A 14,313-nucleotide genomic window follows, 5' to 3' on the forward strand; every position below is an offset into this window, starting at 1 on the left:
TTTTATTAATTAGTTTATGTTTATCGTTTGTCTTTAATATCGCGGCCCAAATAATCAGTTACACAACGGAAACCAATGTATGATTTCGCGGTGTCCTGGTATTCATAGGTACGGGTAGCGTTTTGAAGAAAATATCCGATATCTTTCCATGATCCGCCGCGTACAACCTTGCGCTTAAGTACTTCCGGATCGGTTGATTTTGCTTCGTAATTAAATGTAGGTGCGAGGTCATGCACAAATGATGAGGCTGATTCGTCGAAGGTTGATGATGTCCACTCAGCTACGTTACCAGCCATGTTATACAGACCGTAATCATTAGGAAAATAAGAGCGTACATTTACCGTATAAGCACCGCCATCATCTGTATAATTACCACGGCCAGGTTTAAAATTGGCCAGTAAACAGCCCTTGGCATTTTTAATATACGGGCCACCCCATGGATAGTCGGTACCTATCCTGCCACCACGTGCAGCATATTCAAACTGCGCTTCGGTGGGTAAGCCATAAGGTAAGCGATGCGGTAAACGGCGCGAATCTTTGTAAGCATCATTATAACGGGTACGCCATACAGTATAAGCTCTCGCCTGCCTCCAGGTAACACCCACTACCGGGTAATTACGGAAAGCAGGATGTGAAAAATAACCCTCAACCATCGGCTCATTGGCAGCGTATGAAAAATCGCTCAGCCATACCAGGGTGTCCGGATAAACGGCTACCGTATCGCGCAGGATAAAGTCGGAGCGTCTTTTGCTTTTATCGTTTTTATAATTGGCTGCATCACGTAAAACCATAATAGAGTAGTTATATTTTAATATACGTACGTCTATTTCGTTACGATCAAAAACACGGTCATCGCCCTGGTAATACATACCCTGCAGCTTAGAAGCATTACCGGCCTGTCCTTTTTTGTTTCCCCAAACCGGGTTCTTTTTTACATAATCCCAGTTAATGAATTTTTTGCCGGTATTAGTATTGGCATTAGCAGCGCCTTTGGGCTGAATGTAATATTTATTATCGTTGGCGTAATTGGTAATAGCTATAGAATCACGAACCCAGTAAACAAACTGTTTATACTGGCTATTGGTGGTTTCTGTCTGATCCATGAAGAAAGGCGCGATGGTAACCTGTTTGGTTTGCGCTATCTGCGCAAAGGTTACATCCTGATCAGTTTGCCCCATCAGGAAAGTTCCGCCGGGTATATAAACCATACCGTAAGGCACCTCTGATCTGAATGAACGCTGCGGGATACCGGTAACTTCCCCTCTATCGCCCCCTTTGCTGCAACCGCTCAAAAACCCGCCCGCTAAAACAACTATTAAAAAGTAGATATGCTTCATTTTAAAACAAATTCAGTTATATAAACTATAACATTATAAGCCCCCCGAATATATCAAAAATTTGCACTAACAAACCCAAAAAACATTTTTTTAACCTAAAATAAAGTCAATAAATGCCCTTTGCGTTATTTTAACGACAAATTATTGCATTGTGAAGGAGCAAAAACCTAATCACACTCATGTGAATTAGTTGGCATTAATACGCTAACATTTCACAAAAAGTTGCAACAGGATCCAATAAATTTCTAAATTATTTATTTGTTTACCAGTTTAACATATTGCTCAATAGCCATTGTCATGGATGGGGCTGCTGGGGTTGGCGCCGGAATATCCAGGATCAGGCCTGCTTCGAGCACTGCCTTGTGTGTTGTTGCACCAAAGGCGGCTATACGGGTATTGTTTTGTTTAAAATCGGGAAAGTTTTTATATAACGACTGGATGCTTGACGGACTGAAAAACGCGATCACATCATAAAACACATCGGCCAGATCAGAAAGATCACTGCAAACGGTACGGAACAATACAGCTGGTGTAAAGTTATAACCGTTCTCGAGCAGGAAACGCTGGGTTTCTTCTGCCGCAACATCCGAACATGGATAAAGGAATTTTTCGGCCGAATGTTTCTTTAACACTTCTGCCAGGTCGGCAGCGGTTTGTTTACCAAAAAATATTTTACGCTTACGGTATTGAATATACTTTTGCAGGTAAAGCGCTATGGTTTCTGACAGACAGAAATATTTCATTTCGACCGGTACCTCAAAACGCATCTCTTCGCAAATACGAAAAAAATGATCGGCTGAGTTACGGCTGGTAAAAATAACCGCGGTAAAATCGCTTAGGTTTATTTTTTCCTTTCTGAAATCTTTTGCAGGAACGCCTTCAACATGAATGAATGATCTGAAGTCAATTTTCAGGTTTAGCTTTTTAGCCAGTTCTGCATACGGATTCTTATCGTTTTCGGGCTTTGATAAAGTAACTAATATACTTTTAACCTTTTTCTTTCTGTCTTCCAAATCAATTCGTTTAAACTACCTAAATTCTAATATTCAATGCCTTTATTAAAATTAAAATGGGGCAAATTTCGAGGGCACAAAGATACGTAAATAAATAAAATTTATGAAATCGAAAAGCAGAAATAATATTTACACTGCTTCTGAGATATTGCCAGATAAATATAACTACCGTTATGAGTAACGTTACGTCAAGCAAAGCCGGAACATAACGGTTAGCCAATAAGCTAAAACAAACCACCACCGGTAAAAATATGAACGCTAAATTGAAGTAGGTAAGATGCAGTATATTCAGGTATTCGGTCACCAGGCGGTTCATATCAAATACAAAGCCCAAAAACCTAAGCGCCAGGAACTTCAACGCAAATAAAACAATGATAATAACCGTGAGCGATACATATAAACGCGTACCACTTACTATGTAATACACATTTTTGTAGGCGGCGAGCTGGAATAAGAATAAGCCACAGGTTAAACAGAATAATAAAAAAAGCCCTAGAAAAGCCCATGAACTTACAAAACCTTCTTCTTTACCTGCCTGTGAGAGAACCCGTTTACTATAAAACGATTGCAACACATAAGTTACATCTTTATTCAGGCCGATGTTAAGCGCCGCTGTGTACAAAAGCAAGCCTACAATAATACTGATTATCCAGGGGTCACGTAGCGGCCGGCTATGCCCATCGCGCACCAGGCTTTTTGATTTTGAAGGCATATCTAAAAAGCCGTACCCCTTATATTTATAAGAACTGTGCGCCAGCAAACTATCGGTAAACTCCTTTGTAGTTGCCGAATCCGGGGCATGTATATAACGCATGGCTATGGAGTCGGACACAAAAACCTTGCGGGCCTGCATAGCTGCCGCTACAGAATCAAGTACCGAGGTACCGGCTTTACGTAGGTTTATTTTCCTCCTGGCACTATTACCCGCAATTGCCGAGTCCTGCTGTGCAAAAACAGACGAGCAGCTCCATAATAAAAGCAGGAAACACCAGATAGCTAAACGCATTTAAAAAGCAAAATATAAACCCCGTTAAATTTGCTGCAAATTTATTGTAATAATTGATTGTTTTATAAACCCTTTATAATTATACTGGGATTAATAAAATAAACCTTTATTAATAGGAGCACCAATAGCGGCACACCCGGCAACGCCATTTTTAAACCTAACATGCAGTGAAATTTGCAGCGGATCGGGATAAAGCTTGAATAAGAACAGGAAGATGCCTATGATGACGATAACAAAATGCTAAGATCAATCAAAACACTTCGAACTGTTGTATTTGCCGACGTTTGTGGCGCGGAAATTTTATATCAATAAAAAAAGCCTGCAGTCACCTCTATATGGCCGCAGGCAATTATTATAGACTAGGGATTTAGCTATTTCTGTCAAATAAGCTTCCGAAGATCCTTAGAAAGATATTTTTCTTGGATAACTCTATATAACCATCCCCCGTTAATGTACTGGCCAGGGGTATGGTTTTATTCTTGATAGTTTTAAGCCCGTCTACCAGTTTAACTTTGGCTATATACTTATCATGTACAGGTATCCTTATAATTTCGGTTATCTTTCCTTCCAACGGGCCAAAAGTTGCCGCGGAGTACTCTGCAAGGTTGATCATCACTTTCTGATTAGGCAAAACTTCGCCAACTCGCTCTGGTTTTATGTATAACCGCACCTCGTAGTTTCCTAATGTGGGGTTAATGATAATGGTGTTTTTACGGGCGTTATCTTCAGTGCCCTTAAGTACGATGGCTTTACCCTCAACCGGAGTAGTGATCACAGAGGTAACCTTACCCGCCGAATTGGTTTGAACCAACAAGGTATCGTTGGCCTTAACCGTGGCCCCGTCTTTTATATCAGACTTGTATATTTCGGCCCCATCTTTTAACCAGCTAACCTTAAAGGGCTGGTTTTTGGAATCAATGATCACTGTTGACGGTAGCAACGACGGGAAGCTTATTATTGTTGAGCATAAAATTATGATGCCAAAAACAAATAAAAACATCATGATACCCCATCTTATTAACCAGGGAGGAACATTACCAATAATCTCCTCAACCTCGTAACTGTGTTCTACAAAATCTAATCTATCTGGCATAATCCAAAAATTTAAGCAGCATCCAATTCTAATTGATTTTTAACAAGCTCATAATATTTACCTCTTTTTTGCACCAGTTCCAGGTGGTTACCCACTTCAATGATAGTTCCGTTTTCCATCACCACAATCTGGTCGGCATTTTTAACGGTGCTTAACCGGTGAGCAATTACCAATACCGTGCGTCCTTTAAAAAAGTCATTCAGGTTTTGCATTATAACGGTTTCGTTGTTGGCATCAAGCGCGCTGGTGGCCTCGTCAAAAAACAGGTACTTAGGCTGTTTATACACCGCTCTTGCAATAAATATCCGTTGCTTTTGCCCTCCGCTCATGCCGGTACCGGTATTGCCAATTTTAGTTGTAAGTCCTAAAGGCAGTTTCTTGATATAGTCCTGAATATTGGCAACGTTAATGGCATGTTGTAAAATTTCCTCATTAGGGGTATCCTCGTTGGCGGCGATGTTGCGCGATATGGTATCTGAGAAAATGTACCCTTCCTGCATTACGGTTCCGCAAATTTTTCTCCAGTCGCGTGCAGACAGGTCAAGTATATCCGATTCATTTATTGTGATCTGGCCTTCTGTTGGCGGATAGAATTTCAACAACAGTTTCAGCAGCGTGCTTTTCCCGCTACCGCTTGAGCCTACTATCGCGGTTACCTTGCCTTCCGGAATAAACAGATTGATATTCTTAAGCACTTTTACCGATTGTGAACCACCGTATTGGAACGAAACATTATCCAGGTGTATACCTCGTTTGGTATTATACGTTTTACCGTTGATCATCTGGCTATTGATTACATTATCGGCACTTTCGCTTGTTTCGTAAAGCTCCTTGTTCACCTTTCCGGCCTTGGTTGACAGATCGATCTCCTCATTACTCTGTTCATGTATCTCGCTTAAGCGTTCCAGACTTATTTTGGCATCCTGCACACTCCTCACAAAACCAATGATCTGGTTTAACGGGTTATTCATCTGGCCTACCACGTATGATATACTGAGCATCACGCCTAATGAGATACTGTTATTGATCACCAGGAAAGCCGCGGTAGATGATATCAGGATATTTTTAAGCTGGGTAACAAACGATGAGCCTATTTCTTGATATTGCTCCAAAGCCAAACTCTGGATGTTTACCTTAAACAGCCTTGCCTGTATACGCTCCCATTCCCATCTTCTGGTTCTTTCGCAGTTGTTCAGTTTAATCTCCTGCATGCTGGTTACCAGCTCGTATATGGTATTCTGGTTTTCACGCATCCGTTGAAAACGTACATAATCCAAATCCTTACGCTTTTTCAGGAAAAGCAGTACCCAGGCAATAGAAATAGCACTGCCGATACCAAAAATAGCCAGGATTTTGACGTTGTATGAACCGAGTACAATGGAGAATATCAATATGTTGATGATAGAGAACAAGGTACTTAAGGTTGAACCCGTTAAAAACGTTTCTATCCGGTGATGGTCATTGATCCTTTGTGTAATATCACCAACGTTCTTCGACTCAAAATAACTGATGGGCAGCTTCATGAGCTTAACCAAAAAGTTGGAAATAATAGTTACACTCACCCGGGTGTTGATATGCAGCAACATCCAGTTCCTGATCATATCTACCGTCATCCCCCCAACAAACAGGAAGAGTTGCGAAAAAAGCACCAGGTAAATAAAATCGATGTTGTGCCGCTGTATCCCAAAATCAACCATACTTTGTGTAAGGAATGGGAAGATCAGGGCGATAAGGCTGCTCAGGAACATACCGATGATAACCTGAATAACATATTTTTTATAGGGCGTGATATACTTATACAGAAATTTAAAGCCGCTCGACTTGGTTTTGTGAGTTTCCTCCTGGTTGAAAAACTCGATAGTGGGCTCTACAATCAGGGCTACACCTTTTGAATCGCTGCTATTCATCCAGAACCGGGTAAAAGTTGCCTGGTCAATAGATATCAGATTATGTCCGGGATCGGCAATCAGGAATTTCAGTTTTTTCTTCTTGGAGAGGATGCCTTCTTTAACTAACTGAATATCGTACAAAACCACAAAGTGTTCCTGGTTCCAGTGGAGGATACAGGGCAGCGGAACATCCTCAACCAGCTGGTTCAGCGTAATTTTAACACCCAATGTTTTCAGACCAATTTTTTCGGCTGCTTCGCCCAGGCCCAGGAGGTTTACGCCCTGGCGGGTAATAAATGAATTAGCCCTTAAAAAGTCTAATGAATAATCTTTCCCATAATATGATGCGATCATCTTTAAACAAGTGGGGCCGCAATCCATGTGGTCTAACTGCTTGTGAAATTTAAATTTCCTTTTCATCATTATTATTTAATAGCTTATCATTGAATGTATTTCATTAAAAACATTATCGTACGAAAGCAAATTCTTTTTTGCTTTACTTAAAACCTTTTGCGGCAAACTATCCATCAATATATTGTGGATATGACATATTAACTTAAGCGAATCATGGCAGTAAACCGACCGGTTGTTAAATCCGTTTATCGCGCTATACCGGTTTGGTAAAAACCCACCGCCACAAATACCCACTACCTTGCAATTACTACAGGGAAATGGCAACTCCTGGTGACTGTTATAATGCATGTTCAGCTGGTTGTTCTGTAATGCACTTTCCAGGTCCATATCCAGGATATTCATGTTCTCTTTGGTCATGCCATGTCCGCACACCTTTAACGCGCCCGAAACTTCAATGCTCCCATCGGTTTCAATGATCAAAAAGTCGAGCTTTTCGCCACCAAAGTATTGTGAGCTTTGCCTTAAACCGATGCACAAACCCAGTATTTGCTCAAATATGGGGATCGATGGTTTAGGCTTATCATCAAAGTACCAGCGGTCAAAAATTTTGATCAGCCAATCGGCATATACTGTCCGGTTTTTAACCCAGTCAGGTGGCGGAACATCCCAGGAGGCATACGGTAAAAGCAAATTGAAGCTCCTGATATTTAATTCCTTTATCTGCTGATAAAGCTTATCCGGATCGGCCCGGGTATTAATAACCGTTAATATCCCCAGGTTTAGCTTGCCCTGATAACTATTAACCAGATCAATGGCTTCAATAACTTTTTGGTATGATCCTTTTCCGGCATGATCAACACGTTTGCTGTCATGAATTTCCTCGTAACCATCTAAACTGATGCCTATGGTTATCCCCGCTGATAAAAAAAAATCACACCATTCTTTGGTCAAAAGCACCCCATTTGTTTGCATTGCGAAATGCAGATGCGTTTGAGGCTGAATGATCTCCCGGGCTTTTTTAATAAACCCCTCAAAAAAACCCATGCTTTGTAATAGAGGCTCGCCCCCATGAAAAACAAAGTGAAAATTGCTGATATTATGCTTTTCGCAATGCCGGGATACCTTTTGCAAAATAGCCTGAACCACTTTTACCGACATGAACTTTGGCTGATCCTGATAAGTTAAATCGCCCAGGTTATAAACGTAGCAATAAGTGCAATTCAGGTTACATCTGCTGGCTACTTTTAAAACAAGCGTATTTAAATTCATTAGCTTAGGGATCAGTAACCATATTCAGGTTAGTTTTTAGTCATCAGTCTTTTTTATCCAGGTGCACTTCAATAAAACCCGGGAGATTGCCAGTATCCATTGTTTCAATGAACCCGCCGGCGATAGTATCACCGCCTTCTAACTCAATTCCTTTGAGTTTTAATTGTTCAATGGCTGATGACTTCAAGTCGTGTTCAGCCGGATTTGATTTTTTGTCTTTCTTTTTCATTTTGAGTAATAGTTATTGTCCTGATCAAAAATTACTGAACTCTTAGTCCATATGTTTTTTTTCTCCGGATCATGATAAAGTGGTTTATATTCTTTATCACCACCGTTTATTGTTGTTAAAGCCTCACTATCCAAAATAGATTGATCGTCCAGGGCTGCCAATGTTTGTTTAAAATGATTTAAGTCCTTTTTCATGATGTCCTTTAATCTTTTTAGGTTTAACTCGATTTAATTGTGTTGTTGTTTATGTAATTATAGCGAAGAATGTAATTATGACCTTCATTTTTTCGACCAATGCGAGCGTTTGGATGACTAATTAACCTAATCTTTCCGCTTATGAAAATGAGCATGTTAACGGTTTTTTTTCCGCTATCTGAATCACGTGTAAAAGTCAGGTGGTACATTATATATGTGGTATAATAAACAGAGGCGGCTCAAATACAAATCCTACACCTATAGAAAAACTTATCTGATTTTTTGGTGAAGGTTTGGCCTTTGTTTATTTCAGGGTATCAATTAATAAGACCTACCATATTTGAACATTGGCCCACGGGATGGCGTAGTTAGTCGAAAAAGTTTCGCTTTGGCTATTAGCCCGGTTAGTTTTATCATAAACAAACTAAAATTTCAAAGCCATGTCAGAAAAAAAAGGATCTTACAGCTTCAGGCTGAATCTTGACGAATTAACTCCGGAGCAGTTATTCGACAAATTGAAAAAATTACAAAATGACGCGCTGATAGACGCGGGCGAATCTATTGCCGGTGGCGCCGACAAACAAAGTTCTGTAAGTGTAGTTCACGGTTCTGTTAGCGGTACCTTTAGCAGAGCTGCTAACTAAACACAACTTCATTTTAAAAGGCGGCCCGGTTTGCAGATGCAGACCGGCCGCTTTTTTATTATTCGTTTTAGGCTGACTATGCATACGTACATACATAATACACTATTTGTCAGCATGTTGCTTTGATTAGTCGAAAAAGTTTCGCTTTAAAACAGGTCTCAATTAGCTTTAATTATAAACAAACTAAAATTTAAAGCCATGTCAGAAAAAAAAGGATCTTACAGCTTCAGGCTGAATCTTGACGAATTAACTCCGGAGCAGTTATTCGACAAATTGAAAAAATTACAAAATGACGCGCTGATAGATGCAGGTGAATCTATCGCTGGCGGAGCCGATAAACAAAGCTCTGTAAGTGTGGTGCACGGTTCCGTTAGCGGCACTTTCAGCAGGGCCGCATCACCAACTCAATCGTAATTTTCCATCGGCACAAAACCCGATATGTAAGTTACATATCGGGTTTTGTGCGTTAATAACCCTTATGCAGGTAGTGTTTTTTAATACATGTATCAAAATATCATCGCCCGCCAAATATTATACATTAGTCTCCGGCCCGCTTTGATTGGTCGAAAAAATTCGCCTCCGGCTTATTCTGATTTTAGCTTTACTATAAATTAAAACTTTAAAGCTATGTCAGAAAACAAAGACACCAAAGGAACTTACAGCTATAGGCTGAACCTTGACGAAATGACTCCAGAAGAGTTGTTTGACAAATTAAAAAAATTACAAAATGATGCATTGGCCGAAGCCGGAGAATCTATTTCTGGTGGCGCTGCCGGTGATGCAAGAGCCAGCGTTATCCATGGTTCTGTAGGTGGCACCTTCAGCAGATCTGTTGCACAGTAATTGTAATTTACAGGCCAAAAACAAAACCCTGCGGACAATTGTCTGCAGGGTTTTGTTTTTAACAGACCCTTATATTTTATCCTGTTACTAAATTCATATCGCCCTATGATTACGATACATTGGTCTTGGAGCCACTTTAATTGGTCGAAAAAGTTTTCACTCAAATTATCAGGCATTTAGCTTTACTATAAATTAAAACTTAAAGCTATGTCAGACAAAAAAGGAACTTTCAGCTACAGACTGAACCTGGACGAATTAACTCCTGAGCAGTTATTCGACAAATTGAAAAAACTACAGAACGACGCCTTAAAAGAAGCCGGTGAATCAATTTCTGGTGGTGCCGCCGGCGATGGAAGAGTAAGCGTTATCCATGGTTCTGTAAGTGGAACTTTCAGCAAAAGCATTGTTTCAAAACCAACTGAAAGTTAAGTTGAAGGTTTTCAAACAAAAGCCCGATCTGCCTGGTAGATCGGGCTTTTTTTATTGGTCAATATTTGGTTTTACTGCGCCTGTCCGGGTTCTGTAATGGTTCCGGTTCTTATGTCAATAAATCAAATTGCGATGCTTTAAAACCGATTCGTCTTGAAGAGGCATTCATTAGTCGAAAAAGTTTCATCTCAAATTATCAGTCACTTAGCTTTACTAAAAATTAAAACTTTAAAGCCATGTCAGAAAACAAAGAAACCAAAGGAACTTACAGTTTCCGCCTGAATCTGGATGAGTTAACTCCAGAAGAATTGTATGCTAAATTAAAAAAATTAGAAAACGATGCACTGAAAGATGCCGGTGAATCAATTTCTGGTGGTACAGCCACTTCGCCAGTAAGCGTGGTGCATGGCTCTGTAAGCGGAACCTTCAGCAGAGGTGCTGATTCCATGTAGTTTCCAGCTTTAACTGTAACCGACCGGTGTGGTTTATGATTGATAAACTACGCCGGTCGTTTTGTTTTATAGCTTCGCGGCTCATACACCAGTCATGATCTTTTTCTTAGTAAGTAATAACCAGGAAGTGGTTATTATCCCTTTTTTTAAACGGCGGCTCTTTCGGCAATCAATCTCCTCTCCCAAATATCTGCAACTTTCATTCGTCACCCGGCTGCTATATCTTTTGCATTGAAAAACCATAGTTGGTCGAAAAAGTTTCCTACCAAAGTATCAGGAATTTAGCTTTACTCTCAAATTAAAACTTTAAAGCTATGTCAGAAAACAAAGACACCAAAGGAACTTACAGCTTCCGCCTGAATCTGGATGAGTTAACTCCAGAAGAATTGTATGCTAAACTGAAAAAATTAGAAAACGATGCACTGAAAGAAGCCGGTGAATCAATTTCTGGTGGCGCTACTACCGAAAAGTCAAGCGTTATCCACGGTTCGGTAAGCGGTACTTTCAGCAGAGGTGCTGATTGCATGTAGTTCCTAGCATTAGCTGTAAACGGCCGGTAAGGTTTATGATTGATAAACCATACCGGCCGTTTTGTTTTTCACCATTTGCAACCTCTTCAAATGGGGCATTAATCATAAACCCCGTTGAATTATGTATTCGTCCTATAGTAGGCTCAATTAGTCGAAAAAGTTTGGGTTTCCATCAACACCCCTTTAGTTTTAATAAAAAAACCAAATCATAAAAATTATGTCAGGAGAAATTAAAGCATTAATCGGGGGGCTACATAATTTACAATTAAAAAATTATGGTTTACCCATTACCGAGCCACGCGAAAAAGTAAAAAGAAGCAGTAACTGCAAAGTAGAAAAATCAACGCGGCTGTTTCTGAAAAGGTTTCCGGGCATTGATGCCATGGGCCTTTAAAACATCGCATTCACAGCCTTAAGTGGCAAAAAAGAAAATACTAATAAACTTAATTAACAAGCGGCTATAACAACTCAGTTTATTTAAAAAATTATGCAAACCCAAGTAGCAGAAAAACCCGAAACCTTAGAGGTGGTGCATCACTCACCCAACCCATCAAACCCAACAAGCCAGGTTGATTTTTTGGTTTTAAAAATAGCCAGCAGGTGCAATCTGAATTGTAGCTATTGCTACATGTATAACTTGGGCGACAAAACTTATATGCAACAGCCAAAGTTCATGAGCGAAGAGGTGATTGACACCATGCTTGCCCGTGTTATTGAGCATGTTAAAAAGCATAATTTAACCGCTTTTGCGTTTGGTTTTCACGGCGGCGAGCCGCTGCTGGCCGGCAAGCAGTTTTTTATAAACTTTGTTAACAAAACAAACGCCCTGTTTGAAAAACATAACATTACGCCAAACTATTTTATCCAAACCAATGGCGTTTTGCTTACCCGCAGCATTGGTAAATTATTTAATGAACTGAAGATACAGATAGGTGTAAGTTTGGATGGCACCGAAGAAATCAATGATGCTTTCCGGGTTGATCATAAAGGCCGCGGAAGCTATCAAAGGGTTGTAGCCGGGATACATAAGTTAGAGGATAACAGGCATCCCGTAACTGGTAAATACAGGGTTGGTTTGTTGAATGTGATGAACCTGAACTGCGATCCGGTCGAACTATACTACCACTACGCTAACGTGGTTAATGTAGAATCATTTGACCTATTGTTCCCGATAGCCAACCATCGTGTGGGCCCATATGTACCAAGTAAAGGACCATTTTCCAAATCGCTTACCCCGTATGCCGATTGGATGCTGATCATGTTCCATCTTTGGTTTAATGATAAATCGGAATCAAGGCCGCACATCCGATTATTTGACATGCTGATCAAACAAGTTTTGGGCGCATCCGCATCTTTAGATTCTATTGGTAATAAAGATAACGGCCTGCTGGTGATAGAAACAGATGGAGGTATTGAACCTTCAGACGTGCTTAAAAGCTGCGGCAACGCCATCACCAAACAGGGCCTTAACGTAAAAACCAACGCGCTTGACGACGCTTTGGATAAAAAACTGGTAGCTACCTATGTACACAACGGGCAATACCTGAGCGAAACATGCAAAAGATGCCCCATTGTGGAGATGTGCGGCGGCGGTTACATGCCACACCGTTACAGCCCTGATAATGGCTTTGATAATCCATCTGTTTACTGCAAAGATCTGATCAAACTGATATCAGAGATCCAATCAACCGTGGTTGACAATCTGCCTAAAGAGATATTGGATATCTATCCGCTTGGAAAACTAAACTATACCGAAATCATCAACGAAGTATATCCTCAATCCTATGCAAGCTAAATCATTTTCTTTTGTTGTTAAAATAGCCAGCAGGTGTAACCTTAATTGTACGTATTGCTATATGTACAATATGGGCGACGACAGCTATTTGATGCAGCCTAAAAAAATGAGCGACCTTACTATCCAAAAGCTCGCGCAGCGGATCGACTCATTTTCAAAAAAGCACGAAATGCAGGCCATTTCGATCATCCTGCATGGCGGCGAACCCTTACTTGCAGGTAAAGCTTTCTTTCGCCGTTTCCTGGATATCTTCCGGGAGAATATAGCTGATCATGTGAAGATCGTTTACGTGGTGCAAACCAACGCCCTGCTCATTGATGAGGAATGGATGCAGCTGTTTGAAGAGCTGGATATTAAACTGGGCATTAGCCTGGATGGCGATAAGGAAACCAACGACAGATACCGTATTGATCATAAAGGCAAAGGATCATATGATCGCGTGATCGAAAAATACCAGCTGGCCCGCGATTCTGAATTCAGTAAAAAAGCACCGGCAGTGTTAACGGTGATCAACATCGACTCCGACCCTAAAGAGCTTTACTACCATCACAAATCCATCGGCATCGAGTCGTTTGATATATTACTGCCCGATTCTAACTGGGATAAGCTGCCACCTACACCTTCGCCAGGTACCCGGTTTTACGGTTCGCCAACCGCTTATGGTGATTGGTTGATCGCTTTGTTTGATGAATGGTATAATGACTCTAATCAAAACAAACGGCCAAAGATCAGGAAGTTTACCCAGATAGTGCAGATGGTGCTGGGCCATAAAGTTTCGGCAGATGACCTGGGCGCAGGTGATAACCAGGTTATGGTGATTGAAACCGACGGATCATACGAGGCCGGCGATTCGCTAAAAATTTGCGGCCCCTCTTTTACCAAAGCCAATACCAATGTGCATAATCACGAAATTGATGAAGGCCTGAACACCGACCTAGCCAATCTTTATTTCAAAAGCCATAATAGCTTATGCCGTGAGTGCTCATCCTGCAAAATACGGAGCATCTGTGGTGCCGGTTATTTGCCGCACAGGTACAGCACATCTAATTCATTCAATAATACATCGGTGTATTGTATGGACCTTACCAGGCTCATCAGCCACATCCAAAACAGGATCGTAGATACACTGTCGGCCGATATGGAGGATGACATCCAAATCAAAAAGTTTGACTACCTGGAAATATTTAACGACAGGCAGCCCAAGGATTTAGTAACAATTAGTATTTGACCCAGAAA

At 40.7% G+C, this 14,313-nt stretch carries 17 protein-coding genes; 9 read left to right on the forward strand and 8 right to left on the reverse strand.

Annotation, left to right across the window (positions count from 1 at the left end):
- Nucleotides 1–20 precede the first annotated feature (20 nt).
- The 8 genes from FHW89_RS24835 to FHW89_RS24870 all read right to left on the reverse strand — a co-directional run bounded on the left by FHW89_RS24835 (nucleotide 21) and on the right by FHW89_RS24870 (nucleotide 8,384).
- Complete coding sequence (locus FHW89_RS24835; protein WP_172337755.1) at nucleotides 21–1,337, reverse strand: SUMF1/EgtB/PvdO family nonheme iron enzyme; 1,317 nt, start codon at nucleotides 1,335–1,337, stop codon at nucleotides 21–23.
- 254 nt (nucleotides 1,338–1,591) lie between these two features.
- Nucleotides 1,592–2,356, reverse strand: a complete 765-nt coding sequence (locus tag FHW89_RS24840; RefSeq protein WP_076376218.1) for a uroporphyrinogen-III synthase — start codon at nucleotides 2,354–2,356, stop codon at nucleotides 1,592–1,594.
- A gap of 13 nt (nucleotides 2,357–2,369) precedes the next feature.
- The gene (locus tag FHW89_RS24845; RefSeq protein WP_172337756.1) at nucleotides 2,370–3,356 is read right to left on the reverse strand and encodes a DUF4271 domain-containing protein; all 987 of its coding nucleotides are present in this window, start codon (nucleotides 3,354–3,356) and stop codon (nucleotides 2,370–2,372) included.
- Nucleotides 3,357–3,723: 367 nt separating this feature from the next.
- Nucleotides 3,724–4,449 carry a hypothetical protein gene (locus FHW89_RS24850; protein ID WP_172337757.1) on the reverse strand — a complete coding sequence of 242 codons (726 nt, stop codon included), beginning with the start codon at nucleotides 4,447–4,449 and terminating at the stop codon, nucleotides 3,724–3,726.
- 11 nt (nucleotides 4,450–4,460) lie between these two features.
- Nucleotides 4,461–6,761, reverse strand: coding sequence for a peptidase domain-containing ABC transporter (locus tag FHW89_RS24855; protein WP_371742487.1), 2,301 nt, complete (start codon nucleotides 6,759–6,761; stop codon nucleotides 4,461–4,463).
- 6 nt (nucleotides 6,762–6,767) lie between these two features.
- On the reverse strand, nucleotides 6,768–7,961 hold the full coding sequence (locus tag FHW89_RS24860; protein ID WP_172337758.1) for a radical SAM protein: 1,194 nt from the start codon (nucleotides 7,959–7,961) through the stop codon (nucleotides 6,768–6,770).
- Nucleotides 7,962–8,004: 43 nt separating this feature from the next.
- Nucleotides 8,005–8,190 (reverse strand): hypothetical protein, encoded by a 186-nt coding sequence (locus FHW89_RS24865; protein WP_172337759.1) that lies wholly within the window; start codon nucleotides 8,188–8,190, stop codon nucleotides 8,005–8,007.
- Complete coding sequence (locus FHW89_RS24870; RefSeq protein WP_172337760.1) at nucleotides 8,187–8,384, reverse strand: hypothetical protein; 198 nt, start codon at nucleotides 8,382–8,384, stop codon at nucleotides 8,187–8,189. The genes FHW89_RS24865 and FHW89_RS24870 overlap by 4 nt, the downstream gene beginning before the upstream one ends.
- A 440-nt stretch (nucleotides 8,385–8,824) precedes the next feature.
- On the opposite strand from FHW89_RS24870, the gene FHW89_RS24875 reads away from it, so the two are divergent.
- The 9 genes from FHW89_RS24875 (at nucleotide 8,825) to FHW89_RS24915 (ending at nucleotide 14,305) form a co-directional block, all read left to right on the forward strand.
- Nucleotides 8,825–9,028, forward strand: coding sequence for a hypothetical protein (locus tag FHW89_RS24875; protein ID WP_166090748.1), 204 nt, complete (start codon nucleotides 8,825–8,827; stop codon nucleotides 9,026–9,028).
- A gap of 198 nt (nucleotides 9,029–9,226) precedes the next feature.
- On the forward strand, nucleotides 9,227–9,442 hold the full coding sequence (locus tag FHW89_RS24880; RefSeq protein WP_172337761.1) for a hypothetical protein: 216 nt from the start codon (nucleotides 9,227–9,229) through the stop codon (nucleotides 9,440–9,442).
- Between the two features lie 213 nt (nucleotides 9,443–9,655).
- Nucleotides 9,656–9,871, forward strand: a complete 216-nt coding sequence (locus tag FHW89_RS24885) for a hypothetical protein (RefSeq protein ID WP_172337762.1) — start codon at nucleotides 9,656–9,658, stop codon at nucleotides 9,869–9,871.
- 207 nt (nucleotides 9,872–10,078) lie between these two features.
- Nucleotides 10,079–10,300, forward strand: coding sequence for a hypothetical protein (locus tag FHW89_RS24890; protein WP_172337763.1), 222 nt, complete (start codon nucleotides 10,079–10,081; stop codon nucleotides 10,298–10,300).
- Between the two features lie 236 nt (nucleotides 10,301–10,536).
- Nucleotides 10,537–10,752, forward strand: a complete 216-nt coding sequence (locus tag FHW89_RS24895; RefSeq protein WP_172337764.1) for a hypothetical protein — start codon at nucleotides 10,537–10,539, stop codon at nucleotides 10,750–10,752.
- 314 nt (nucleotides 10,753–11,066) lie between these two features.
- Nucleotides 11,067–11,282: a hypothetical protein gene (locus FHW89_RS24900; RefSeq protein WP_172337765.1), complete on the forward strand. Its 216-nt coding sequence runs from the start codon at nucleotides 11,067–11,069 to the stop codon at nucleotides 11,280–11,282.
- A gap of 217 nt (nucleotides 11,283–11,499) precedes the next feature.
- On the forward strand, nucleotides 11,500–11,676 hold the full coding sequence (locus FHW89_RS24905) for a hypothetical protein (RefSeq protein ID WP_172337766.1): 177 nt from the start codon (nucleotides 11,500–11,502) through the stop codon (nucleotides 11,674–11,676).
- A 93-nt stretch (nucleotides 11,677–11,769) separates the two neighbouring features.
- Complete coding sequence (locus FHW89_RS24910; RefSeq protein WP_172337767.1) at nucleotides 11,770–13,077, forward strand: radical SAM protein; 1,308 nt, start codon at nucleotides 11,770–11,772, stop codon at nucleotides 13,075–13,077.
- Complete coding sequence (locus tag FHW89_RS24915; protein WP_172337768.1) at nucleotides 13,067–14,305, forward strand: radical SAM protein; 1,239 nt, start codon at nucleotides 13,067–13,069, stop codon at nucleotides 14,303–14,305. Before FHW89_RS24910 ends, FHW89_RS24915 begins: the two co-directional genes overlap by 11 nt.
- Nucleotides 14,306–14,313 lie beyond the last annotated feature (8 nt).

It is taken from the genome of Mucilaginibacter sp. SG564, assembly GCF_013149275.1.
Classification (GTDB): Bacteria; Bacteroidota; Bacteroidia; order Sphingobacteriales; family Sphingobacteriaceae; genus Mucilaginibacter.

What these genes read in the sequence shown, in the direction of transcription:
- FHW89_RS24870 (WP_172337760.1), bottom strand. Translation starts at nt 8,384, where the DNA reads ATGAAAAAGGACTTAAATCATTTTAAACAAACATTGGCAGCCCTGGAC.
- FHW89_RS24875 (WP_166090748.1), top strand. Translation starts at nt 8,825, where the DNA reads ATGTCAGAAAAAAAAGGATCTTACAGCTTCAGGCTGAATCTTGACGAA.
- FHW89_RS24895 (WP_172337764.1), top strand. Translation starts at nt 10,537, where the DNA reads ATGTCAGAAAACAAAGAAACCAAAGGAACTTACAGTTTCCGCCTGAAT.
- FHW89_RS24855 (WP_371742487.1), bottom strand. Translation starts at nt 6,761, where the DNA reads ATGATGAAAAGGAAATTTAAATTTCACAAGCAGTTAGACCACATGGAT.
- FHW89_RS24905 (WP_172337766.1), top strand. Translation starts at nt 11,500, where the DNA reads ATGTCAGGAGAAATTAAAGCATTAATCGGGGGGCTACATAATTTACAA.
- FHW89_RS24890 (WP_172337763.1), top strand. Translation starts at nt 10,079, where the DNA reads ATGTCAGACAAAAAAGGAACTTTCAGCTACAGACTGAACCTGGACGAA.
- FHW89_RS24850 (WP_172337757.1), bottom strand. Translation starts at nt 4,449, where the DNA reads ATGCCAGATAGATTAGATTTTGTAGAACACAGTTACGAGGTTGAGGAG.
- FHW89_RS24860 (WP_172337758.1), bottom strand. Translation starts at nt 7,961, where the DNA reads ATGAATTTAAATACGCTTGTTTTAAAAGTAGCCAGCAGATGTAACCTG.
- FHW89_RS24915 (WP_172337768.1), top strand. Translation starts at nt 13,067, where the DNA reads ATGCAAGCTAAATCATTTTCTTTTGTTGTTAAAATAGCCAGCAGGTGT.
- FHW89_RS24835 (WP_172337755.1), bottom strand. Translation starts at nt 1,337, where the DNA reads ATGAAGCATATCTACTTTTTAATAGTTGTTTTAGCGGGCGGGTTTTTG.
- FHW89_RS24900 (WP_172337765.1), top strand. Translation starts at nt 11,067, where the DNA reads ATGTCAGAAAACAAAGACACCAAAGGAACTTACAGCTTCCGCCTGAAT.
- FHW89_RS24845 (WP_172337756.1), bottom strand. Translation starts at nt 3,356, where the DNA reads ATGCGTTTAGCTATCTGGTGTTTCCTGCTTTTATTATGGAGCTGCTCG.
- FHW89_RS24910 (WP_172337767.1), top strand. Translation starts at nt 11,770, where the DNA reads ATGCAAACCCAAGTAGCAGAAAAACCCGAAACCTTAGAGGTGGTGCAT.
- FHW89_RS24885 (WP_172337762.1), top strand. Translation starts at nt 9,656, where the DNA reads ATGTCAGAAAACAAAGACACCAAAGGAACTTACAGCTATAGGCTGAAC.
- FHW89_RS24865 (WP_172337759.1), bottom strand. Translation starts at nt 8,190, where the DNA reads ATGAAAAAGAAAGACAAAAAATCAAATCCGGCTGAACACGACTTGAAG.
- FHW89_RS24880 (WP_172337761.1), top strand. Translation starts at nt 9,227, where the DNA reads ATGTCAGAAAAAAAAGGATCTTACAGCTTCAGGCTGAATCTTGACGAA.